A 23,368-nucleotide genomic window follows, 5' to 3' on the forward strand; every position below is an offset into this window, starting at 1 on the left:
TTTTTTCCATTCTCTCCGTTTAATATGCAATGTAATAAACTAAATGAAAAAATACAGGAGCAGTGTAGGACAGCGAATCTATCCGGTCGAATACTCCTCCATGACCGGGAATACTGTTCCCCATATCTTTAATTCCTTTATCTCTCTTGATAGCGGAGATGACCACGTCTCCCGAGAATCCGGCAATCGCAAGGAGGGCGCTAACCAGAATAACGTTGGGAGCGGAGAGGGGAGTCAGGAAACCGAGAAAGTAACCAATGACAGTGGTACTGATGACACCACCCAGGAAACCTTCCCATGTCTTGTTCGGACTTACTTTCGGAAGAATCTTATGCCGTCCGAGAAGTTTGCCCCAGATAAATTGCATGATGTCATTGATTTCCGTAAGGAATACAAGGAACAACAGCAGACCCCGTCCTCCGGAACTGAATCCCGGTAGTTCGGGAAGCGACAGGAGATAAGCGAGGTGGCTGATACCGAATACGGAAAGCATCAGAATCCATTGCAAGAGTGCCATCGACTTGGTGATTCCGTGTGTGTCTCCCTTTAAAACCAGCCGTAAAGGCAATACGAGGAACATGACTACCGGAATGAAGATGATGAATGCTCCATACCAGGCAAGGTAAGCCAGGTAATATTGAATGGGGATAGCCAGTATGCCCCAAAACAGTGCTCCGCGATCTGCCTCTCTGAATCCCAATACAGAATAAAGTTCTCTGAAAGCAATGAAAGAGAGAAAGGCAAGGAAGAAATAAGAAATGTTATAGCTGATAAATACAGCGCCGATAAACATACCCGCCATAATCCACCATGAGCGCGTGCGTGCGGCGAGTTCGCTGATATTTGTTTTCGGAGATATCTTTTTTACAAGGAAAAGAATAAGGCTTGCCGTAACAAGCAGTCCGATGATAAGCGAGATGACAATAATCAGTTCATCGCTTAATGTAGGGAATATTTTATCCAGTAGATTTTTCATTTTATTTCAGTGTTTGTTGTGTGTGACATGAGGTACAGGCGATGTATCAGTGTCGCGATAAGACCGATGTTGATAATGATTAGAGCGATGAAGCATACCATCCGGTCGTATCCTGAATGGATGGTGCAGGTGGCGACTACAAAGGTCAGTGTCAGCAACGCCATGCGGTGTTGTTTGGCCATCGGACCATTAAAGAAATGCTGATGTGTTTTATAGGCTCCTATCCAGCGGAAATAAGCTGTCATAACAGCAAGAAGGGCGCCCAGCCATCCCAATTCGACTCCGAATCCACCTGCTACATACCCGACGGGAATGATGAACAATGCATCGGCAAAGCGGTCAGGCATATCGTTATAAAGATCTCCGTTGGCACTTTTTTTTCCTCCTTCAATGGCGACCATCCCATCGAACAGGTTGCAGAGCAACCGCGACTGCATACAAACGATGAACAGGATATAGGCTACATATTTATTGAAGCCGGGATAAATAACTGTGCCAATCAGCAGGAGGCAACCTACCATAGCGAAGAATACACTCATCATGGAAATTTGATTGGGAGTGACACCCCAACGAGTTAGTTTGCGGGCAATGTTATTAGCCCAGGCCGTGTTTCGCGAGGCTATTTCCCGCCTTCCGTCGACTTCGTTTTTCATATTTGTGATATGTTTATGATTCGCAAATATACACATCATCTGATGAGTGGCAAAGGAATAAGGGAGAATTTTGAAAGGACTCTTTTTTCTGCCGGATAAAAAAAGTTCAAGTCATTTATGGAATCAGTGTGAAATCTGCATCTCTATAGTAAAAGCGAACTATTAGTAACATTTTAAATAATGAAGTTATGAAAACAAATCAATTCAGAGCAATGATGCTCGTACTGCTGATGGCAGTTGTTTCTTTAGGTATGGTGAACGCGCAAGCTATTACCGTGTCGGGTACTGTGACGGATGCAAAGGATGGAACTCCGCTTGTTGGCTGTTCGGTACAGATAAAGGGTACTACGAAAGGTACGGTAACGAATATGAATGGCCGGTACACGATACAGGCTAAGAAAGGGGAAACGTTGTTGTTCCAGTATATCGGGTATAAGCAAGAGAGAAGGGTGGTAAAATCGGCCATGCTGGATGTGAAAATGAAAGCCGACGAACTGGTATTGGAAGAATGTGTGGTGGTAGGATACGGCCATGAGACAAGAGCTGCAAAAGTAATGTCTACTGCTTACAAGGCAGTATGTCCGACTCCGGGAATCATGTATGATGCTGTAAATGCGGAAGAATACGGAGAGTTTCAGGAGAATGGTTTCAAGAGTGTGTCGGATGCTCCGCTTTCTACTTTCTCTATTGATGTAGACGCCGCTTCTTATAGTAATATGCGTCGTTTTATCAATAAAGGTGAACTGCCTCCGGTTGATGCTATCCGTACAGAAGAATTAGTGAACTACTTTTCTTATGATTATCCGAAGCCGACAGGAAGTGATCCTGTGAAAATTACCATGGAATCCGGAGTCTGTCCCTGGAATACCAATCATCGTCTTGTACGTATCGGCCTGAAAGCAAAAGAAATCCCGACGGATAATCTGCCTGCATCTAATCTGGTATTCCTGATTGATGTCTCCGGTTCTATGTGGGGAGCCAACCGGTTGGATTTGGTGAAGTCATCTCTCAAATTATTGGTAAATAACTTACGTGATAAAGATAAAGTAGCGATTGTGACTTATTCAGGCAGTGCCGGTGTGAAACTGGAAGCAACTCCGGGTAGCGACAAACAGAAGATTCGCGAAGCGATAGATGAATTAACGGCGGGTGGCTCTACGGCAGGTGGTGCAGGTATCTTGTTAGCGTATAAAATAGCCAAGAAGAATCTGATCTCTAACGGCAATAACCGTATCATACTTTGCTCCGATGGTGATTTTAATGTGGGCGTTTCTTCCGCTGAAGGATTGGAACAATTGATTGAAAAAGAACGCAAGAGTGGAGTATTCCTTACCGTACTGGGTTATGGCATGGGTAATTATAAAGATAAGAAGATTCAGGTGTTGGCTGAAAAGGGAAATGGCAATCATGCTTATATAGATAACTTGCAGGAGGCCAACCGTGTTTTGGTAGGCGAATTCGGTGCTACGCTGCATACAGTGGCAAAAGACGTCAAACTGCAAGTCGAATTTAATCCTTCCCAAGTGCAGGCATATCGTCTGGTTGGTTACGAAAGTCGTCTGTTGAAAGACGAGGACTTTAATAATGACGCTAAAGATGCCGGAGATATGGGTGCGGGACATACAGTGACAGCCTTTTACGAAGTGATTCCTACAGGAGTAAAGAATGAATATGTAGGTAAAATAGACGACTTGAAATATCAGAAGAAAGAGAAAGTATCCGTGAAGCCGACAGGCTCTAATGAACTCCTGACTGTGAAACTGCGTTATAAAGCCCCGGATAAAGATGTCAGCAAGAAACTGGAACTTCCTTTCGTAGATAATAAAGGAAATAATGTTTCTTCCGATTTCCGCTTTGCTTCTGCAGTGGCTATGTTCGGACAGTTACTCCGGGAGTCTGACTTTAAAGGAAATGCCAGTTACGACAAAGTGATTGATCTGGCCAAACAGGGACTGAATAACGATGATAAAGGATATAGAAGAGAATTCATTCGTTTGGTTGAGGCTGCTAAAGGATTAGAAAGAACAAATTAAGAACTAGGAAAGCAAACAGGAGTCATTGGAAATGTACATCATATTATTATGCGTAATATTCACTGATATGAATAAACGTACAATTCCAGATAGATAGTCCTGGAAAATAATAGTGACGGTATATGCTCGGGATAGTGACGCTATCACTGTTGTATACCGTCACTATCTTTGCCGGATACCGTCACTATAATTAATTTCGCCTCAGTCTGAAACCTTGGGGGATTGCGTTAAAATTCTTATTTTTGCATCATGAAAACATCCTCTTCCCAAACGATTGATCCTGTTGCTTCTTTAAGCTTGTTCTTGCCTTCAGGAATCCTTGATTACTTTACCCTAGTCAATCATGTTTCTCAGGATACTTGCTTTATTCTTTATTTAGAGGAGAAAGCCACTATTCCTGCTGAGTACTCTGATCTCCATCTTCACTCAAAAGGTTTCCTCCCTGAGATTGAAGTTCAGGACTTCCCTATCCGTGGTAAAGCCGTTTATTTACGTATCAAGCGTCGTCGCTGGGAAGATCCATCCACTGGGCAGACATATAGTCGTGACTGGAGTTTGGTAGCCACCGGTACTCGCATAACCGCTGAGTTCGGTGCTTTTTTAAAAGAATTACTTAGATAATCACGCCGTTAGCTGCCAAAGTGTAGCTGAGCATTACTGTATGGATGGCAAACAGCTTCAAAGCCAATATAAAGACCACCTGAGTGACTTCCAGAATTGGGATCAGAGAGCACATGCCCAAGAGTATATCCTTTATCCAAAGAATATGGGTTATCACCTATGTATTGACGAAACGGCTTTAAGTAAGGGAGATCTTTATACCATCTTAATAAATAGAGATAAGCGAGGTAGGAAAGGTTCTATTATAGCTGTAATTCAGGGCACTAAAACCGATGATATCATTGCGGTACTTACAAAGATGCCACAGGAGCTGCGTAATCAGGTCAAAGAAATTACACTGGATATGGCCGGGAGCATGCAAAAGATTGCCAAAACGTGCTTTCCACGTGCCATGCAGGTGATTGATAGGTTTCATGTACAAAAACTTGTATACGAAGCTGTACAAGAGTTGCGCATTACATATAGATGGCAAGTGATAAAAGAGGAGAATAAAGCTATGAAAGCGGCAAAAGAGAAGGGGGAAGTATATAAAGCAGAAGAACTCGAAAACGGAGATACACTCAGGCAATTATTGGCCAGAAGCAGATATTTATTATTTAAATCACCTGATAAATGGACCAAGAGTCAGAAAATCAGGGCAGAATTACTTTTCAAGCAGTTTGAAGATATTAAGCACGTATATTACTACTCATTGGAGTTGGGAAAGATCTTTTCCACAAACTATGACAAGGATGTAGCAAGAGCAAAGCTGGCACTATGGTATAATAAGATTGAAGAATATGGATACGATACATTCACAACAGTAGCAAACTCTATTGAGAATCATTATGAAAGGATTCTGAACTTCTTTGTGAACAGGAGTACAAATGCAGCAGCGGAAGCATTTAATGCTAAAATCAAAGCATTTAGGGCATCATTTAGAGGAGTAGTGGATATGAGCTTCTTCCTTTTTAGGCTAGCAAAGGTATATGCATGAAGGGAATTGACTAAACTTAATCCCCCAAGAATTACAACTGAGCCTTAATTTCGTCCGAAATTCGTCTGACCTAAAACGAAAAATAGCCATAAACTTATCGTTTACAGCTATTTAACTCTGCACGGGAGGAGAGGCTCGAACTCCCGACACCCGGTTTTGGAGACCGGTGCTCTACCAACTGAGCTACTCCCGTGTTTGCGGCTGCAAAGGTAGTAGAAACTTCTGAATCTCCAAACATTCGGGTAAATAAGTTTTGAATTATTTTAATTTTTCCCACTCATCGGGCTTGAAACCGACCAGAACAAAGCTGTCTGTCACTACCAATGGGCGTTTCACCAATTTACCGTTCGTTGCCAAGAGTGCTATCTGTTCTTCCTCACTCATAGCAGGCAGCTTCTCGCTTAGTTTCAGCTCTTTATATACTAATCCGCTCGTGTTGAAGAATTTCTTCACCGGTAAACCGCTGCGTGGAATCCATGCTTTTAATTCTTCAGCCGTAGGATTTTCTTCTACAATTAATCGGTTTGTAAACTCAATGTTATTTTCTGTTAACCATTTCTTGGCTTTCTGGCATGTGCTGCATGCCGGGTACTGCAAAAATAATGTTGCCATATTCATTTATAATTTAATTCATACTATGTAATACTTAATACCTAATACTTAATACTTACCACTTAAACCTCACTTCAATATCTGCAAATCCTGAAACATAATCCGGTAAGCGGCTGCTTTCTTATCCAATGCCAGTGGATATGCTCTTGATGATGAAGGCATCCGGTAAAGCCGCATGGCGCGTCCTTCAAAAACGAACTCGGAGTAATCGCCTACTTTCGGCTCTTCTATTTCGAATTGCTGTCGGAGAGTGTCCGTTGCTTTTTGCCCGGTAGTGACGATGGCTTTGCATTCGGGAAGTTGTCGCAGCAATGCTGCTACATCGGTAGCCTCCACTACTTCGAGAAACTTATCCGATGCGTTATCCTGCAACCGGCGGATGGATGAAGCGGTATCAAACAGGGCAATTCCCTTTTCGTTCAAAAAGTCTATGATTTGCTCACGATAAAACGATTTTAGTGTTGAATTCAGAAAGTGATTCTTATCATTAAAGAATAAGATTCCATATATGCGCCACATGTCATTGTTTAGGTTTGGATAATAAAAATCCATCGACCATCTTTTTTTCTGTGGCGGGAAACTGCCCAGCATAAGCAATTTTGATTTCGCTGGGAGAAATGGTTCTAGCGGATGTGTTTCGATTTCCATGTTATCGTTCATTTTAATTTCGTACAAAAATAGTGATAATGTTTATTTCCCTCAAAATCAATGAGAAAAAATGCTAGATTTAAAATATTTAGTTATTTTTGCGGTGTGATGAACAAACAGTATCTTATTATATCATTGAAAAAAGAAATTTTAGTAAGTTGTTTCTTAATGAGCTTATTTTTCCTGGAGGGTGGGAATTGTTATGCTTCGGAGCAACAACTGTTAAGAGGGACGATAGAAACTCCTTCTGACAATTATACCGTGAGAGGGCGTGTTATTGATGTCTATGGTGAACCACTAATCGGTGCTACAATACGAGAAAAAGGGGGAGCCAATGGTACTGTGACCGATATTGATGGACGATTCTTTTTATCTGTTCCGGATAGTGCTGTCTTGCAGGTTTCTTTTGTAGGTTACAAGACTTTAGAAGTCAATGTGACAGGTCGGACTATGCTTGAAATACGCCTTCAGGAAGACGCGGTGATGCTTGACCATGTCATCGTAACAGCCTTGGGAATTGAAAAGGATGAAGCTACACTGGCTTATTCTGCGCAGAAAATCAAAGGTGAGGAACTGAATCGTGTAAAAGAAATAAATATGATTACTGCCTTGGCAGGAAAAGCGGCCGGTGTACAAATCAATAAGAACTCTTCCGGTATGGGCGGTTCTGCCAAAGTCAGTCTCCGGGGAATCCGTTCGGTGTCCGGTGATAATCAACCGCTGTATGTGATAGACGGAGTGCCGATGTCGAATACCTCTTCCGAGCAGGCTTATTCGGCAATTGGAGGTACGGCGAATGCCGGCAACCGTGATGGAGGTGATGGAATTTCTAACCTGAACCCGGAAGATGTGGAAAGCATCAGTATCTTGAAAGGTGCTCCAGCAGCAGCTTTATATGGTAGCATGGCTGCTAACGGGGTCATTCTTATCACTACTAAAAAAGGAAATTCTGTCGGGCAAAGGAATATTAATTTCTCTACAGGACTAACTTTCGAGAAAGCATTCAGTCTGCCTAAAATGCAGGATCGTTACGGTGTCAGTGATGTGGTAGACAGCTGGGGTGAGAAAGAGAATCTGACAGCTCATGATAACCTGAATGATTTTTTCCGTACCGGATTGACTTCAATGACTTCTGTGTCCGTCAGCTATGGAAATGAAACTCTACAAACTTATTTCTCCTATGCCAACACCACCGGAAAGGGGATTATGGATAAAAACGAGCTGAAGAAACATAATATAAACCTACGCGAAACAGCTACCATGTTCAACAAACGTCTGAAACTGGATGGTAATGTGAATGTAATGAAACAGACTGTTGAGAATAAGCCGGTATCGGGAGGCTTTTATATGAATCCGTTGGTAGGGCTTTATCGTTTTCCTCGTGGTGAGAATCTGTCTTATTATAAAGACCATTTTGAAACCTATGACGAAGAACGGAATTTGAATGTGCAAAACTGGCATACATTTACCGAAGACTTCGAACAGAATCCATATTGGATAGTGAACCGTATACAAAGTAAAGAAACGCGTACGCGCATTATCCTTTCCCTTTCGGCAAACTTTAAGATAAATGATTGGTTGACGATTCAAGCTCGTGGCAACATGGATTACTGGGCTGACAAGTTGCGTCAGAAATTCTATGCGTCTACCGCTACTGCCCTGTGTGGAGCGAACGGTCGATATATTGAAATGGATTATCAGGAAACGCAGATGTATGGTGATGTCATGGCGATGTTTAAGAAAACCTGGGGAGATTTTACACTGGATGCGGCTATTGGCGGTAGTATAAATGATCGAATCAGAAACTCGACCCGTTATGATTCTAAGAATGCTTCTCTGAAGTTTGCTAATGTATTTAATATTGCCAATATCATCATGAACAGTTCTGCCAGTATTGACCAGAAAATAGATGAGCATCGTCAGCTTCAATCTATTTTCGGTACAGCACAGATTGGCTACAAGGAAAAATTATTTCTTGATTTGACAGCTCGTAATGACTGGGCATCAACCTTGGCTTATACTGAACATGAGAAAGCGGGATTTGCTTATCCTTCCGTTGGTCTTTCCATATTGCTTGATAAATGGGTGAAGCTGCCCGAATGGATTTCTTTTGCGAAACTGCGTGGTGCCTATAGTAAAGTGGGGAACGATATTCCTGTATTTGTCACTAATTCCGCTTCGCATATCAGTGCCGGTGGCGAGATACAGGCAAATGATGCCGCTCCTTTCAAAGATATGGAGCCGGAAATGACTCATGCCATGGAATTCGGAACGGAATGGAGATTCTTCCAACATCGGTTAGGAATCAATCTGACCTATTATCGTACCAACACTTATAATCAGTTCTTCAAACTTCCTGCTCTTGCAGGTGACAAGTATGCTTTCCGATATGTAAATGCTGGGAATATCCAAAACCAAGGATGGGAAGTGACACTGAACGGAACTCCGATACTGACTTCTGATTTCACCTGGAAAACTTCCATCAACTTCTCTACCAACAAGAATAAGATCGTGAAGCTGCACGACGAATTGAAAGAATTAGTCTACGGGCCTACGAGCTTTTCTTCCAGTTATGCAATGAAATTGGTGAAAGGTGGTTCTATCGGTGATATCTACGGTAAAGCCTTTGTACGTGATGCCGCAAGAAACATTGTTTATGAAACAGAAGGAGATTACAAAGGACTTCCATTGGTGGAAGGTGACGGAAATACGGTGAAAGTAGGAAATGCCAACCCTGTCTTTATGATGGGATGGGATCACACATTCTCTTACAAAGGATTCAGCCTTTATTTCCTGCTTGACTGGCGTTACGGAGGAAAAGTCCTTTCACAGACACAAGCGGAAATGGATCTCTATGGCGTATCGGAAATTACGGCTGATGCACGCGACAGAGGATATGTGATGCTTGAAGGTCAGCAGATCGATAATGTGAAAGGATTCTATAAAAATGTAGTGGGCGGGCGTGCCGGAGTGACAGAGTATTATATGTATGATGCCACTAATTTACGGTTGCGCGAAGTATCGTTGAGCTACAATTTCTCAAAGAAGTGGATACAGAAAACGAAGGTTCTGAAAGATGTGCAGCTTTCGTTTGTGGCCCGCAATCTATGTTTCTTATATAAGAAAGCTCCTTTTGATCCGGATTTGGTACTTTCCACCGGGAATGATAACCAAGGGATTGAAGTATTCGGAATGCCTACAACCCGTAGTTTGGGCTTTACTCTGAAATGTGAATTTTAAAGGTCGGAGAGAGAAATGAAGAGAAAATATGTATATCTATACTTGCTGGGCTTACTGCTCTTTTCTGTAGCATGTACCGGTAATTTCCGTGATTACAATACCGACTTGTCCGGTATCACAGATGATGACCTGATTATTGACGACAATGGTTATGGAATCCGTTTGGGCATTATTCAGCAGGGGATTTATTTTAATTACGATTTCGGAAAAGGGAAGAACTGGCCTTTCCAACTGATACAGAATCTGAACGCAGATATGTTCGGTGGATATATGCATGACGGGAAACCCTTGAACGGAGGTTCGCATAATTCCGACTATAATATGCAGGACGGTTGGAACAGCGCCATGTGGACGCATATGTATTCTTATATTTTCCCGCAGATATACCAATCGGAGAATGCTACCCGGAATACACATCCTGCTTTGTTCGGGATCACGAAAATATTAAAGGTAGAAGCCATGCATCGTGTGACGGATTATTATGGTCCCATCATTTATAAGAATTTTGCGAATGCAGAAAACCACTACCGTCCCGATAAACAAAAAGATGTTTATTATGAGTTTTTCAATGAACTCGATTCTGCCGTGGTTGCCCTCACCGGTTATATAGAGGAGAAACCGGAATTTAATGGATTTGCACGTTTTGATATTTTGTTGGATGGTAAATACCCTTCCTGGGTAAAGTTTGCCAATTCGTTGCGTTTGCGTCTAGCTATGCGTATTGCCTCTGTTGCCCCCGATAAGGCACGTGCTGAAATACGGAAAATAAAAGAAAACGATTACGGCTTCTTTGAAGCGGAAACAGGCGGAGCCGTTGTTTCTACCAAATCCGGATATACCAATCCATTGGGAGAACTTAACCGTGTGTGGAATGAAACTTACATGAGTGCGAATATGGAATCAATCTTGGTGGGGTATAATGATCCCCGTCTTGGAATTTATTTCGAACGCTGTACGGATGAAACCCTGAAAGGACAATATCGTGGAATTCGTCAAGGGACATGTTTTGCTCATAGTCATTATTCCGGATTGTCGAAGCTGTTTGTCAAGCAAAGCACCGATGCGCCTCTGATGACTGCTTCGGAAGTTTGGTTTCTGCGTGCCGAAGCTGCATTGCGCGGGTGGACGGATGAAGATGAAGAAACCTGTTATCAGAACGGTGTAACTACTTCTTTCCATCAATGGGGAATCTATGGCGTAGAAGATTATCTGCAAAGTGAACAGACCGCCTCCGACTTTATAGACACGTATGATGAAGAAAATAATATAGAGGCCCGTTGTAAAGTCTCTCCCAAATGGAATCGCCTGGATGATAAGGAAACGAAACTGGAGAAGATCATTACACAGAAGTGGATTGCTATGTTCCCGGAAGGTTGCGAAGCTTGGGCAGAACAAAGACGAACAGGGTATCCCCGTTTATTTCCCGTGCGATTCAACCATAGCAGAAACGGTTCTATCGACACGGAGATTATGGTGCGCCGTCTAAACTTCCCCGGTACCTTGCAGACGGAAGACCCGGAACAATATTCCGCGCTTGTGGAAGCTTTAGGAGGAAACGATCATGGAGGTACAAGGCTTTGGTGGGACACGGGAAATAATAATCTGGAATAAAAAAAGATAAAAGTAGTGTGTTTATATGTGTAGCTTTAACTATTTTTGCATCTTCATTTAAACACATTTACTTATGAAACAGATTATCTCTGCTCTTTTCCTTTGTATGTTGCTCTCTGCCGTACCGGGATTGCAGGCGCAAAACATCCAGTTACATTATGATTTTGGACGTTCTTTGTATGATAAAGATTTGCAAGGTCGTCCGCTGTTAACTTCCACAGTAGAGAAGTTTCATCCTGATACTTGGGGAAGTACTTATTTCTTTGTCGATATGGATTATACCTCCGAAGGTGTCGCTGCTGCTTATTGGGAAATAGCCCGTGAAGTGAAATTCTGGAAAGGTCCTTTCTCTGCGCATCTTGAATATAACGGTGGATTATCCAAAGGTATGTCTTATAAAAATGCTTATCTGGCAGGAGCCACGTATACCTTTAATAATGCCTCCTTCTCCAAAGGTTTCACACTGACCACCATGTATAAGTATATTCAAAAACATTCATCACCTAACAACTTCCAGTTGACAGGTACATGGTACGTAAACTTCTGCCGTAACCTGCTCACTTTCTCCGGCTTTGCCGACTGGTGGCGTGAAGAAACGAACTACGGAAAGACTATCTTCCTCTCCGAACCACAATTCTGGGTAAACCTGAATCAAATCAAGGGAGTAAATAAAAATTTCAATCTAAGCGTTGGCTCCGAAGTCGAATTGAGCAACAACTTCGGTGGTCGCGATGGCTTTTATGTGATCCCGACGCTTGCTCTGAAATGGACGCTGAACTAAAAAAATCGAACCCAAAAACGGATTAAAAGCGAGTTAAAAGAAATAGACTAAAAAGAAGTCAGGCTAAAAGAATCCGAACTTCAGAGGAATCTCCGTTTATTCCTTTGTGGAACTTACAAAATATATAGAACAACCTATTAAATGAAAACTGATTTAATCTACGGCGTAGAAGACCGTCCCCCTTTTAAAGACGCCCTGTTTGCGGCTTTACAACATCTCTTGGCTATTTTCGTAGCAATTATCACACCGCCGCTTATCATAGCAAGTGCCTTGAAACTGGATGTAGAAAAGACAAGCTTTCTAGTTTCCATGTCCCTTTTTGCTTCGGGAGTATCTACCTTTATACAATGCCGTCGTTTCGGTCCGATAGGAGCAAAGCTGCTCTGCATCCAGGGAACCAGTTTTTCTTTTATCGGTCCTATCATCGCCACAGGAATGGTAGGCGGATTGCCGTTGATTTTCGGTTCCTGTATGGCTGCCGCACCTATCGAAATGATTGTCAGCCGCACATTCAAATATTTGCGTAATATCATCACTCCGCTGGTTTCCGGTATTGTCGTACTGCTTATCGGATTGAGCCTGATAAAAGTAGGTATCGTATCTTGCGGAGGTGGATATGCAGCTATGGATAACGGTACGTTTGCTACCTGGAAAAACCTGTCTATTGCAGCACTGGTACTTCTTAGCGTCTTATTTTTCAACCGTTGTGGGAACAAATACCTGCGCATGAGTTCCATTGTACTCGGACTTTGTCTGGGTTATGGTTTGGCATTTGTTTTGGGAAAAGTGGATATGAGTGCATTGAATGTAGAAATGCTGATGAGCTTTAATATTCCCCAACCTTTTAAATATGGTGTTGATTTCAATGTGTCTTCTTTCATAGCCATTGGTCTGGTCTACCTGATAACTGCCATCGAAGCAACAGGTGACGTGACTGCCAACTCTATGATTTCCGGACTTCCCATTGAAGGAGATTCCTATTTGAAACGAGTTTCCGGTGGAGTAATGGCAGATGGATTCAATTCCTTCCTCGCTGGTATATTCAACTCTTTCCCCAACTCCATCTTTGCACAGAATAACGGTATTATCCAACTGACCGGAGTAGCCAGCCGCTATGTCGGTTATTATATCGCAGCAATGCTCGTTCTTTTGGGATTATTTCCCATTGTAGGTGCCGTATTCTCCTTAATGCCCGATCCTGTATTGGGTGGTGCAACCTTACTAATGTTCGGTACAGTAGCAGCGGCAGGAATCCGTATTATCTCCTCACAAGAAATAGGCCGTAAAGAAACTCTGGTATTAGCAGTCAGCCTTTCCTTAGGCCTAGGAGTAGAATTAATGCCGGACGTATTACAACAAGCCCCGGAAGCAATTCGAAGTATCTTCTCTTCAGGGATCACCACCGGAGGCCTAACTGCAATTATTGCAAATATAGTAATACGTGTAAAAGAATGATGAATAAGTATTAAGTATTAACCGACAAGTATCAATCAACAAGTTTAAGTATTAATCGACAAGTATCAAATAGTAGGTATTATCCAGCAGCTTCGGTAATACTTATTACTTAATACTTAGTACTTATTACTTATTTCTAAATTACTCATTTTATCAGTAGTGCGGAAGGGGAAATCAGGATACTCGTAAAGACTGAAGCGAGGTTCGGTTTCTCCTTTCGTATAATTCCAGATAGAAGCATAATCTTCCGGATCTTCTCCCATCTTGGCTAATTGGCGCAGATAAGCGGCCAGTGATTTATTTTCTACAATATAAATCTGTCCCATCTGGTCGATAATCGGGCTATGATGACGAGTGCCGTCATGTTCGAAGCGTAGAATCCGTTTTCCTTCTTCCGTCAGTCCCACCAATTGGAAGGTCATACTCTTACCGATAGCCGGCAAATTCAATACACTGCGATCCGTAGCAAGGAAAGGCAAATGATGTTTTCTCATGAAATGTCTTAATTGCTTGGCAACATCTTCTTTCGTCTCCTCTTCCGTTCCGACTTTCGTCTCTAATATTTTGTATAATTCCTCCGCCTGTTCCAGTGTCATCCGACCATAAATCTTTTCCTCCTGTTGTTCCTGCATCGAACGGCTGTTGGGAGCAAATACTGCATAATTCTCATTGAATCCCTTCACCGAGAAAGTATAATAACATACCACGCCCAATGAATTGAGCACCTGGCGAAGCCGTGTCGTATGTCCCCGACGCGAAGCAGCCACTGTATATACCAACTGATTCGTGATAATCCATCCGGCAGAAAGAATCTTCCGAATCGCCTCTTTAGCTTCAGGCGTGACCTCCAGCGGTGTTTGAAAATGAGTCTGGATAATAAACTGTTTCACCCCGATAGCCGAAGCCTTTTCTTTGAATTCCCGCAGAATATCCACCAATCCGTCATTGATACGCATCGGCAAATAAGCCAACAACCGTGACCCCAGCCGTACCCGTTGTAATTCCGCATATTTCTCTCCTTCCGGTCGTTCGAGATTTGCCTTCTGCTTGCGTACCGCCATCCGATACACCGCATCCAAAATATGTTGAAGCGTCTTATTCTGACTCATCAGCGCATCGCCCCCTGTAATCAGAATATCCCGCAGCTGTGTATCCTCTTCAAAATAAGTCATCAACCGGCGCAACTTACGATCCCATGACTCCTTCGGGCGTAAAGACTCAAACTCGAAATTCAACCGTTCGCTTTGGAAATCATACATCCGCTGGCAAGAAGCACAAAGTCCCCCGCAAGCCCTTCCCATCGTGTCAGGAATGAGAATAGCCACCTCCGGATACCGGCGATGAATATTATGTCCGTCCGGCAGAAGCCATCCCGCAGCATTAGGTTTACCAACCTCTACAATATCCTCCTTTTCCCACGCGCGAATATTTCCATACGTCTCCACCAACCGTGGCGAATACAGAATATAACTCCGGATAGCCTCATCATTATACCCATATCCGGTAATATTGAGTAACGACAAATAATAAGGAGTCGCAAAAAACGGCATCCCCTTCTTTCGTGCCCGATAAAGCAAATACATCGTCTCCGAAGAAAGAGAATTCCCCAGGAACCGATTCAGTTCTCCCGGACTCTTCACAGCCATCGCCAAATGAAAGCGGAAATCATTCCACCACTCACTCACCAACCTGTATTTCTCCTCATAACTCATTCCTTCCTCAAAGTGGAAACGCACCGAAGGCTTCGACTTCCTGTTCTCAATCTTCTGAATCAGCAAGTGCAACATCCGCTCCTTATTTTCATCCCGTATCTCCCGTACCTCTTCATCCAGTCCGGTTTCCCACCGGTCATTCCGACTTTTGATACGCTGCGGTGACGGCAAAGGCATAACTTCTCCCTTCAACCGTTTAAACATATGAAAAATTTCAATAAACAAATCCGTCGGCATCTCCATATTCTCCAACGTCCCCGTCAGAAACTCATAAAGCAGCCGAATAGTCTGTACTGACATATCCTGTCCCGTAGACAGTTCATGAACATTTTGCCCATCATAATCAAGTAAGAGTCGAATTTGCTCCCTCGCCTCCTCCGCAGCTTCGTTTTCTATCCTGCAAGTCTCCAGCAACCGCAGTATTCCAGCCTTGAAATCCTCAACAGTAGAGCTCTTATCCGCTATCTCCACTATCTCCGGAGTCTCCTGACCATAGATTTGTTTCAACTGTGAAAAAGTAAGTGTAAGCATTTTCTTTTGTTTCATAAGCAATCTATCAATTTTTAAATTATATAATAAGCATTTTAAGTTTGAACGACCTCCCTTCCCCCCGAACTATATGTCTCAAATCCCGAACAGCATCTCATCCCCTAAGTATCCTCCATCCATAACCTACCAACATAATCATCAAAGCGCAACATAATACACAATCACACCGCATAGCACTCTACACTGCATAGCACTCTACGCCGCATGGCCTCCCGGCCTCGTCTGCACGGCGTCAAGCGGAGGTTTCATTCCCGGCGTTAAGAAGGGCAGACTGTTTGAGCGAAGCGAGTTTCTGCCCTTTAGCCGGGGATGAGACCGGAGTAGCCGGGCAGACGCAGCCTTGATTTTTTCTTTTTGGTACTTTTTCTTTTGTATCAAGACAAAAGAAAAAAGTACATAAAGATAACAAAAAAAGCGGAAGTACAAAACCCCCGCTTTCTCTATCATATTAATCTTTACGCTTTTCTAACATTTAACGCGACTTATTTTTTCGTTTCCGTGTCGTCATCCTTCCGTTTCGGTTCCTTCTTGGCAAGTAGAACGATATTATACACATAATCCGTCATCCACTGCTCCGAGTACCCTAGACGCTCTTTGTATTGGCGGATAGCCGCAGCCGTCTTATGCACATCATCCGCTTTCCATACCATTTTGGTGCAAACATCATGTACCGTCTTCTGCGTCATGCCATACAGAGCCTTTTTAAAGATCGACGGCATACGGAACTTCCACTGCATCAGATTTCCCATCAACATCATCAGATCATTAGAAAATCCCTGATACATGAATAAATAAGATTGAATATCATTTTGAGTGCGGCAGTTACGTTTCACGGAAGCGTCGATTTCCTTGAAGAAATTCTCATTCAACCCATAATCCTGCATCAGCATTTTGCGTGACGCAGACTTTTCGGCCAATCCCAGTTTACCGTTTTGAGTAGGCACTTTAAACAAACGTTTGAAGTTAGCTACGTCCGGCAAGAATCGGATATTGGTGATACCTAGGTTTGTGGCGATCACTGACTGGAAATACACCCGGGTCAGTGAAATGAAATCTTCTACATTGCCGACTTTCGTTTCATCGGATTTTTTCTTGAATAAACCAAATAAGCCCATTGTTATATTTACAATTTTACAATTTACAATTTACTATTTGAGTGCGTGGAAGGTATATAATATAACTACCATCTGTCAATTTCCGTGCAAAGGTACAAAAACAGTTGGTTTTCACCAACATTCCAAGTCCTTTTCGATGTCCGGCATAGACTCTTTCTTAAAAACAGGACTTTGGATGCCGGCTTTCTTTTGCGCCCGGTAATCATTTAACAGGCGGATCGCATATTTTCCAAGGAAGAGGATAGCGATCAGATTGCAGATAGCCATTAATGCCATAGTGACATCTGCCAAGCTCCATACCATATCCAATGTGGCAAGTGAACCGAAGAGCACCATACCGCCCACTAATATCCTGTAACCATGAAGCACCCACTTCCGGTGAGTGATAAAGCGGATATTGGCCTCCCCGTAATAATAATTTCCCAGAATACTGCTGAAAGCGAAAAAGAAAAGAGCCACAGCAACGAAGACGCTGCCCGAAGAACCGATCTCGTTCGTCAATGCCTGTTGAGTCAACTGCACCCCATTGGTCGATCCATCCAGCGGAGCACCACTAAACAGAATGATAAAAGCCGTACAAGTACAAATCAATAATGTATCCGTAAATACTGCCAAAGTCTGTATCAATCCTTGTTTCGCGGGATGACTGACATGAGCTGTGGCAGCCGCATTCGGAGCCGATCCCATACCGGCCTCATTGCTGAAGAGCCCTCTCTTGATACCTTGCATCAATGCCATGCCGACTCCTCCTGCCAGTGCCTGTTCCCAACCAAAAGCATGACTGACAATCAGAGCGATGACGCCCGGTAAATGAGTGATATTGAGTATAACAATCACCAACGCCAGCCCCACATATCCCAATGCCATAACCGGCACGATAATGCTGCTGACACGGGCAATGCGTTGAATACCTCCGAAGATGATAACCAACGTCAGTAATGTCAGTACCCCTCCCAATATAATATGATTGACCCCGAAAGCATGCTCCGCAGCAGCACAGATGGTATTGCTCTGTACAGAATTGAAAGCAAAACCGAAAGTGATGCTTATTAATATGGCAAAAAGCATTCCCATCCACGGTTGTTTCAATCCCTTCTTCATATAATAAGCAGGACCTCCGATGAATGAATCCTTTCCGCGTATTTTGTATAATTGCCCTAAGGTAGACTCGATGAAAGCGCTCGAAGCCCCTAACAGTGCGATGACCCACATCCAGAAAATAGCTCCGGGACCGCCGATAGCGATGGCGGTAGCCACTCCCGCAAGATTTCCCGTACCTACACGGCTGGCGATAGAGATAGCGAATGCCTGAAAAGAAGATACATGTTTCTCTCCCTGCTTCCCTTTGCCCGCAGATTCGCTTAACAGTACGATCATTTCGCGAATCATGCGGAATTGTACGAAGCGTGTCCGTATGCTGAACCAGACAGCACATCCCAATAACATGATAATCAGAATATAGGTCCAGAGTATGTCGTTAATCTCGTTGATAAAGGTCATAGTTAAGTATTAAGTGTCAAATATTAAGTATTGTTTGTGGTTATTCGTTTTTTATTCGGAAGTAGAATTTATGATTTTCGAATACGGGTTCCACAATATCATAACGAACAAATTTGGCGAGCAGATGTTCAGCGGCACGTCGTGAAAGTCCGGTTTGGCGACAGTAGCGGTTGAGTGAAAGTAAAGTGCCATGCTCCAGTTGTTCGAGCAGGAGCTGTTCACGTTCGGTGTAACGGATCAGTTCGCCACGGGGGCTGTCGCTTTGTTGCCATACACGGAGATGTATAGGTGTTGCCAGAATATTTTCATCCTTGATGCGGAGATAGGCTAGAGGTTTCCCGGTTTCGTCTTTGGCGTAAACCGGTTTATGCAGAGTTTCTTCGATGGTCGCTACCAACACTTGCCGTCCCTCCACTATATATGTTTGCAATGTGTATTCCACTTCCGGCACGCAATAAAGTTGTGCGGCGGCTTCAATCATATATTTTTCTTCTTCGGAGCGTACTCCCGCGATTTTTCCATTGTCTTTTACGCCAATAAGTAATCTTCCTCCGTCCGTGTTGGCAAAAGCCGAGAGTGTTTTGGCAATTTTGCGTGCGTCGGAAATTTCGAATTTAAAGTCCTGTTGCTGGTGCTCCCCTTCAGCAATCAATGCATGTATATAATCGGTATCTGTAAGCAGTTTCATGGCTACAAAGGTAGGTAAAAATGGTGAAAAGCCCCTTTTTTAGATATTTTTCGAAGATTATTTCAAAAAAAATATTGATTTTATGCTTTTATTTCGGGAAACAGTGTATTTTTGCGGCACATTATTAACGAAAAAAATAAAAGGATTATGAAAGAATTGGTAGAAAAGGTAGCAGCTCTGTATGCTGACTTCTCAAAAGATGCTAACGCACAGATCGAAAACGGTAACAAAGCAGCAGGAACTCGCGCTCGTAAAGCTTCTTTGGAAATCGAAAAAGCAATGAAAGAATTCCGTAAAGCATCTTTGGAAGCTTCTAAGAAATAATTTAGAAGACTACTAAGATATCGAAAAGGGGCTGTCTAACAAGTTTAGACAGCCCCTTTTATTATAGTACATTAAAATATATACGAACTTTAAACTTCTTCGCACACCACCATTTTCATCCCTTGATAAACGACTATAATTTTGTGCAGCGTCGTTGTTCCGATTGCTTTTTGCACCGTTTCACTGGCGGCATAGCGGTTGGCTTGTGTGATAGCTTCTTGCCGGAGTTGCTCCACCTTTTCATCACTATCCTTTCCTTTGGCATACTTCAGTTCGATAATGTAGGAATGGAGCATATCTTTATAAATATCCAGTAAGGGAAACATGAAAATGTCGGCATATCCTTCCTGATTCTCCTGTTCGGAGATGGGGCGATAGAAACGGTTCTGTGCGGTCATAGCCAACGTAAATCCATGTACGTATGCTTCGCCTTTTTGCTTGTCGCGCTGGGAAGAATATCGGTGCAGACATTCGGCGATATAGTCGAAGTAGGCTTTCCAGTCGCCGTCATAAGCCATTGCTGATGCCAGTTCTCCCTTTTCCCAGTTGTCAAAGCGGAGATTTGCTTCGTTGTAAGTATCTAGTAAGTAACTGTACAGTTGCTCACGTACTACTTGATTAGGAATGGTTAATAATGTCTTGCCTCGTTTGGTGCCGCTGATAGTCAACATTCCGAAATAGAATAATAGGCTGATAAAGTTATCCGGTTCTGCAATTGTTTCGGCAGGGAAGCCAGTTTTCAATTCACCGGTGATGTATCCTTGTTGCACCAATGTTTGGATGGTCGAGGCGTCATGAGCAAATTCTTTATCCTTGCGGATCAACATTCGTAGTTTGTTGTAATCCACGCGGATGTTTTCTTCTACCATATTACGTGGCATATAGCCTCCATTCCGGATGTAATTATCCACAAAGTAGAGTACCATATTGGAGTTGTACATTGTAGTACCGCCATAACTTTTCTCTGAGAAACAGTAGTTGTCATACCAAGGTTTCATAGCTTCTATCAGCTCGTCGGTAGAGTGGTGAAACTGGCAGGTAGTGGCATAATAATCCAGCATTGCGCGTACCTCTTCTTCGTTGAATCCGGTCATTTCATTAAATTCCGGAGAGAGCGAATAATTGGTGCCGATATTGAATCCGCTGGTGAGATCGTCCATCGTGACGGGGCTGACACCAGTCACGAAGCAACGTTTGATAGTGGAGTCCGTGCCTGCTTTCACCGTATCGAAGAAGCTGCGCAGATAACCGGTTCCGTGTGTCTCGCTCTTGTAATCTTCCAGACAGGCAGGCTCTGATAAGATTTTATTTGTAAAGTGGTCGTATTCATCAATGAACAGATAAATCTGTTGATTGGTCTTGACACATTCTTTATATAGATAATCCAGTTGCTCTACGGCTCCCTTTTTCTTATTCATTTCTTCCTTTATCCCTTCGGGAAGATATTGCGCATAGACATCACAGAAAAAGTTGAATTCTGTGTTGCAATGTGCGTCCAATGATTGCCGGTAACTATTTAATTCGGCATTAACTACGGCAAAGTTTAGATAAATGATGAGATATGAATTTCGTTCGGGAGTGGGATGCTTTCCTATGTACAGGTCGCCATACCATTTCTCAAACTTGTCCGCTTCTAATATGTTATAATAATGTCGGAGCATGGAGATCGTTAAGCTCTTTCCGAACCTTCGCGGGCGAATGTAAAAGAAATACTTGTTCGCGTTCTCTATGAGAGGGATATAATGTGTCTTGTCCACGTAATAACAATCGTCTTCGCGGACATCGATAAAGTTCATCATTCCATACGGAATACGTTTGCGCTTTACTGGTTGGTTCATAGCTCTTTCATTTTCTCACAAAAGTAACAATAAAAAATGAATATTGATGGATGGCAGTTATATAAATGATAGAATATCTTTAGTAGTCTCAATGCCATTATTGCTTATAGTGGGAAAGCGGATTTGCTCTTCTTTAGTGTGGAAACCCGTAATATTGAAAAGTGGATAGCTGAAGAAAAATAGATAATACAAAAAAAGCGGCTCGTTGCAATGAGTCGCCTTTTATTATAGTACATTAAAATATATACGAACTTTAAACTTCTTCGCACACCACCATTTTCATCCCTTGATAAACGACTATAATTTTGTGCAGCGTCGTTGTTCCGATTGCTTTTTGCACCGTTTCACTGGCGGCATAGCGGTTGGCTTGTGTGATAGCCTCTTGCCGGAGTTGCTCTACCTTTTCGTCACTATCCTTTCCTTTGGCATACTTCAGTTCGATAATGTAGGAATGGAGCATGTCTTTGTATATATCCAGTAAGGGAAACATGAAGATGTCGGCATATCCTTCCTGATTCTCCTGTTCGGAGATAGGGCGATAGAAACGGTTCTGTGCGGTCATTGCCAGTGTAAATCCATGTACGTATGCTTCGCCTTTTTGCTTGTCGCGCTGGGAAGAATATCGGTGCAGACATTCGGCAATATAGTCGAAGTAGGCTTTCCAGTCGCCACGATAAGCCATAGCGGATGCCAGTTTTCCTTTTTCCCAGTTGTCAAAGCGGAGGTCCGCTTCGTTGTAGGTATCTAATAAGTAACTGTACAATTGTTCACGTACTACTTGATTGGGAATAGTCAACTTCGTTTCTCCTTCTAAAGTACCGCTGATAGTCAACATTCCGAAATAGAATAATAGGCTGGTAAAGTTATCCGGTTCTGCAACTGTTTCGGCTGGAAAACCTGTTTTTAATTCACCGGTGACATATCCTTGTTGTACCAATGTCTGGATAGTCGAGGCGTCATGAGCAAATTCTTTGTCCTTGCGGATCAACATTCGTAGTTTGTTGTAATCCACGCGGATGTTTTCTTCTACCATATTACGTGGCATATAGCCTCCATTCCGGATGTAATTATCCACAAAGTAGAGTACCATATTGGAGTTGTACATTGTAGTGCTGCCATAACTTTGTTCTGCAAAACAGTAATTATCATACCAGGGCTTCATGGCTTCTATCAGCTCGTCGGTAGAGTGGTGAAACTGGCAGGTAGTGGCATAATAATCCAGCATTGCGCGCACCTCTTCTTCGTTGAATCCGGTCATTTCATTAAATTCCGGAGAGAGCGAATAATTGGTGCCGATATTGAATCCGCTGGTGAGATCGTCCATTGTGACGGGGCTGACACCTGTTACGAAGCAACGTTTGATCGTAGAATAAGTGCCTGCTTTCACCGTATCGAAGAAGCTGCGCAGATAACCTGTTCCGTGCGTTTCGCTTTTATAATCTTCGAGGCAGGAAGGTTCTGATAGGATTTTGTTTGTAAAGTGGTCGTATTCATCAATGAACAGATAAATCTGCTGATTGGTTTTGACACATTCTTTATATAGATAATCCAGTTGTTCTACGGCTCCCTTTTTCTTATTCATTTCTTCCTTTATCCCTTCGGGAAGATATTGGGCGTAGACATCGCAGAAGAAATTGAATTCTGTGTTGCAATGTGCGTCCAATGATTGCCGGTAACTATTCAATTCGGCATTAACTACGGCAAAGTTCAGATAAATGATGAGATATGAATTTCGTTCGGGAGTGGGATGCTTTCCTATGTACAGGTCGCCATACCATTTCTCAAACTTGTCCGCTTCTAATATGTTATAATAATGGTGGAGCATGGAGATCGTTAAGCTCTTTCCGAACCTTCGCGGGCGAATGTAAAAGAAATACTTGTTCGCGTTCTCTATAAGCGGGATATAATGTGTCTTGTCCACGTAATAACAGTCGTCTTCGCGGACATCGATAAAGTTCATCATTCCGTACGGAATACGTTTGCGCTTTACTGGTTGGTTCATAACTCTTTCATTTTCTCACAAAAGTAACAATAAA

General features: G+C 42.8%; 18 protein-coding genes and 1 tRNA gene. 8 read left to right on the forward strand and 11 right to left on the reverse strand.

Features of this window, described 5'->3' with window-relative positions:
- Window positions 1–19: 19 nt before the first annotated feature.
- Together INE92_RS00480 and INE92_RS00485 are read right to left on the reverse strand one after the other, a co-directional pair.
- Entirely contained in the window at window positions 20–976 is a 957-nt protein-coding gene (locus tag INE92_RS00480; RefSeq protein WP_004325080.1) for a phosphatidate cytidylyltransferase, read from the reverse strand.
- Complete coding sequence (locus INE92_RS00485; protein ID WP_004325081.1) at window positions 973–1,629, reverse strand: CDP-alcohol phosphatidyltransferase family protein; 657 nt, start codon at window positions 1,627–1,629, stop codon at window positions 973–975. The genes INE92_RS00480 and INE92_RS00485 overlap by 4 nt, the downstream gene beginning before the upstream one ends.
- 188 nt (window positions 1,630–1,817) lie before the next feature.
- On the opposite strand from INE92_RS00485, the gene INE92_RS00490 reads away from it, so the two are divergent.
- The 3 genes from INE92_RS00490 (at window position 1,818) to INE92_RS00500 (ending at window position 5,259) form a co-directional block, all read left to right on the forward strand.
- Window positions 1,818–3,662 carry a vWA domain-containing protein gene (locus tag INE92_RS00490; protein ID WP_211421279.1) on the forward strand — a complete coding sequence of 615 codons (1,845 nt, stop codon included), beginning with the start codon at window positions 1,818–1,820 and terminating at the stop codon, window positions 3,660–3,662.
- A 249-nt stretch (window positions 3,663–3,911) separates the two neighbouring features.
- The gene (locus INE92_RS00495; protein ID WP_008640050.1) at window positions 3,912–4,283 is read left to right on the forward strand and encodes an ISAon1 family transposase N-terminal region protein; all 372 of its coding nucleotides are present in this window, start codon (window positions 3,912–3,914) and stop codon (window positions 4,281–4,283) included.
- A 40-nt stretch (window positions 4,284–4,323) separates the two neighbouring features.
- A complete protein-coding gene (locus INE92_RS00500; RefSeq protein WP_008025715.1) occupies window positions 4,324–5,259 on the forward strand; it encodes an ISAon1 family transposase in 936 nt (311 codons plus the stop codon).
- A 120-nt stretch (window positions 5,260–5,379) separates the two neighbouring features.
- Here INE92_RS00500 and INE92_RS00505 read toward each other — a convergent pair.
- The 3 genes from INE92_RS00505 to INE92_RS00515 all read right to left on the reverse strand — a co-directional run bounded on the left by INE92_RS00505 (window position 5,380) and on the right by INE92_RS00515 (window position 6,519).
- A tRNA-Trp gene (locus tag INE92_RS00505) sits at window positions 5,380–5,452 on the reverse strand.
- A gap of 65 nt (window positions 5,453–5,517) precedes the next feature.
- The gene (locus INE92_RS00510) at window positions 5,518–5,871 is read right to left on the reverse strand and encodes an arsenate reductase family protein (protein ID WP_008021073.1); all 354 of its coding nucleotides are present in this window, start codon (window positions 5,869–5,871) and stop codon (window positions 5,518–5,520) included.
- Between the two features lie 69 nt (window positions 5,872–5,940).
- Entirely contained in the window at window positions 5,941–6,519 is a 579-nt protein-coding gene (locus tag INE92_RS00515; protein ID WP_195436777.1) for a uracil-DNA glycosylase family protein, read from the reverse strand.
- A 108-nt stretch (window positions 6,520–6,627) separates the two neighbouring features.
- Between INE92_RS00515 and INE92_RS00520 the strand changes: the two genes are divergently transcribed.
- The 4 genes from INE92_RS00520 to INE92_RS00535 all read left to right on the forward strand — a co-directional run bounded on the left by INE92_RS00520 (window position 6,628) and on the right by INE92_RS00535 (window position 13,606).
- Window positions 6,628–9,759, forward strand: coding sequence for a SusC/RagA family TonB-linked outer membrane protein (locus tag INE92_RS00520; RefSeq protein ID WP_015532523.1), 3,132 nt, complete (start codon window positions 6,628–6,630; stop codon window positions 9,757–9,759).
- 15 nt (window positions 9,760–9,774) lie between these two features.
- The gene (locus INE92_RS00525; protein ID WP_015532524.1) at window positions 9,775–11,370 is read left to right on the forward strand and encodes a SusD/RagB family nutrient-binding outer membrane lipoprotein; all 1,596 of its coding nucleotides are present in this window, start codon (window positions 9,775–9,777) and stop codon (window positions 11,368–11,370) included.
- 73 nt (window positions 11,371–11,443) lie between these two features.
- Complete coding sequence (locus tag INE92_RS00530) at window positions 11,444–12,151, forward strand: nucleoside-specific channel-forming Tsx family protein (protein WP_134993398.1); 708 nt, start codon at window positions 11,444–11,446, stop codon at window positions 12,149–12,151.
- Between the two features lie 141 nt (window positions 12,152–12,292).
- Window positions 12,293–13,606: a nucleobase:cation symporter-2 family protein gene (locus INE92_RS00535; protein ID WP_008644291.1), complete on the forward strand. Its 1,314-nt coding sequence runs from the start codon at window positions 12,293–12,295 to the stop codon at window positions 13,604–13,606.
- Between the two features lie 116 nt (window positions 13,607–13,722).
- Here the strand turns inward: INE92_RS00535 and INE92_RS00540 are convergent, their stop codons facing one another.
- From INE92_RS00540 to INE92_RS00555, 4 genes are all read right to left on the reverse strand, one after another.
- The gene (locus INE92_RS00540) at window positions 13,723–15,864 is read right to left on the reverse strand and encodes a KamA family radical SAM protein (RefSeq protein ID WP_015532525.1); all 2,142 of its coding nucleotides are present in this window, start codon (window positions 15,862–15,864) and stop codon (window positions 13,723–13,725) included.
- Between the two features lie 485 nt (window positions 15,865–16,349).
- Window positions 16,350–16,982 (reverse strand): hypothetical protein, encoded by a 633-nt coding sequence (locus tag INE92_RS00545; protein ID WP_004314086.1) that lies wholly within the window; start codon window positions 16,980–16,982, stop codon window positions 16,350–16,352.
- Window positions 16,983–17,093: 111 nt separating this feature from the next.
- Window positions 17,094–18,482 (reverse strand): alanine/glycine:cation symporter family protein, encoded by a 1,389-nt coding sequence (locus tag INE92_RS00550; RefSeq protein ID WP_009041270.1) that lies wholly within the window; start codon window positions 18,480–18,482, stop codon window positions 17,094–17,096.
- 40 nt (window positions 18,483–18,522) lie between these two features.
- Window positions 18,523–19,170, reverse strand: a complete 648-nt coding sequence (locus INE92_RS00555) for an AlbA family DNA-binding domain-containing protein (protein WP_008644298.1) — start codon at window positions 19,168–19,170, stop codon at window positions 18,523–18,525.
- Between the two features lie 147 nt (window positions 19,171–19,317).
- Between INE92_RS00555 and INE92_RS00560 the strand changes: the two genes are divergently transcribed.
- On the forward strand, window positions 19,318–19,494 hold the full coding sequence (locus tag INE92_RS00560; RefSeq protein WP_004301965.1) for a histone H1: 177 nt from the start codon (window positions 19,318–19,320) through the stop codon (window positions 19,492–19,494).
- An 89-nt stretch (window positions 19,495–19,583) separates the two neighbouring features.
- Here INE92_RS00560 and INE92_RS00565 read toward each other — a convergent pair whose 3' ends face one another.
- The gene (locus INE92_RS00565) at window positions 19,584–21,332 is read right to left on the reverse strand and encodes an ATP-binding protein (protein WP_008644306.1); all 1,749 of its coding nucleotides are present in this window, start codon (window positions 21,330–21,332) and stop codon (window positions 19,584–19,586) included.
- Between the two features lie 253 nt (window positions 21,333–21,585).
- Window positions 21,586–23,334 carry an ATP-binding protein gene (locus tag INE92_RS00570; RefSeq protein WP_009041271.1) on the reverse strand — a complete coding sequence of 583 codons (1,749 nt, stop codon included), beginning with the start codon at window positions 23,332–23,334 and terminating at the stop codon, window positions 21,586–21,588.
- Between the last annotated feature and the right edge of the window lie 34 nt (window positions 23,335–23,368).

Source organism: Bacteroides xylanisolvens (assembly GCF_018289135.1).
Classification (GTDB): domain Bacteria; phylum Bacteroidota; class Bacteroidia; order Bacteroidales; family Bacteroidaceae; genus Bacteroides; species Bacteroides xylanisolvens.

Coding starts and splice junctions, on each gene's coding strand:
- INE92_RS00480 (WP_004325080.1), bottom strand. CDS start 976: ATGAAAAATCTACTGGATAAAATATTCCCTACATTAAGCGATGAACTG.
- INE92_RS00485 (WP_004325081.1), bottom strand. CDS start 1,629: ATGAAAAACGAAGTCGACGGAAGGCGGGAAATAGCCTCGCGAAACACG.
- INE92_RS00490 (WP_211421279.1), top strand. CDS start 1,818: ATGAAAACAAATCAATTCAGAGCAATGATGCTCGTACTGCTGATGGCA.
- INE92_RS00495 (WP_008640050.1), top strand. CDS start 3,912: ATGAAAACATCCTCTTCCCAAACGATTGATCCTGTTGCTTCTTTAAGC.
- INE92_RS00500 (WP_008025715.1), top strand. CDS start 4,324: ATGGATGGCAAACAGCTTCAAAGCCAATATAAAGACCACCTGAGTGAC.
- INE92_RS00510 (WP_008021073.1), bottom strand. CDS start 5,871: ATGGCAACATTATTTTTGCAGTACCCGGCATGCAGCACATGCCAGAAA.
- INE92_RS00515 (WP_195436777.1), bottom strand. CDS start 6,519: ATGGAAATCGAAACACATCCGCTAGAACCATTTCTCCCAGCGAAATCA.
- INE92_RS00520 (WP_015532523.1), top strand. CDS start 6,628: ATGAACAAACAGTATCTTATTATATCATTGAAAAAAGAAATTTTAGTA.
- INE92_RS00525 (WP_015532524.1), top strand. CDS start 9,775: ATGAAGAGAAAATATGTATATCTATACTTGCTGGGCTTACTGCTCTTT.
- INE92_RS00530 (WP_134993398.1), top strand. CDS start 11,444: ATGAAACAGATTATCTCTGCTCTTTTCCTTTGTATGTTGCTCTCTGCC.
- INE92_RS00535 (WP_008644291.1), top strand. CDS start 12,293: ATGAAAACTGATTTAATCTACGGCGTAGAAGACCGTCCCCCTTTTAAA.
- INE92_RS00540 (WP_015532525.1), bottom strand. CDS start 15,864: ATGAAACAAAAGAAAATGCTTACACTTACTTTTTCACAGTTGAAACAA.
- INE92_RS00545 (WP_004314086.1), bottom strand. CDS start 16,982: ATGGGCTTATTTGGTTTATTCAAGAAAAAATCCGATGAAACGAAAGTC.
- INE92_RS00550 (WP_009041270.1), bottom strand. CDS start 18,482: ATGACCTTTATCAACGAGATTAACGACATACTCTGGACCTATATTCTG.
- INE92_RS00555 (WP_008644298.1), bottom strand. CDS start 19,170: ATGAAACTGCTTACAGATACCGATTATATACATGCATTGATTGCTGAA.
- INE92_RS00560 (WP_004301965.1), top strand. CDS start 19,318: ATGAAAGAATTGGTAGAAAAGGTAGCAGCTCTGTATGCTGACTTCTCA.
- INE92_RS00565 (WP_008644306.1), bottom strand. CDS start 21,332: ATGAACCAACCAGTAAAGCGCAAACGTATTCCGTATGGAATGATGAAC.
- INE92_RS00570 (WP_009041271.1), bottom strand. CDS start 23,334: ATGAACCAACCAGTAAAGCGCAAACGTATTCCGTACGGAATGATGAAC.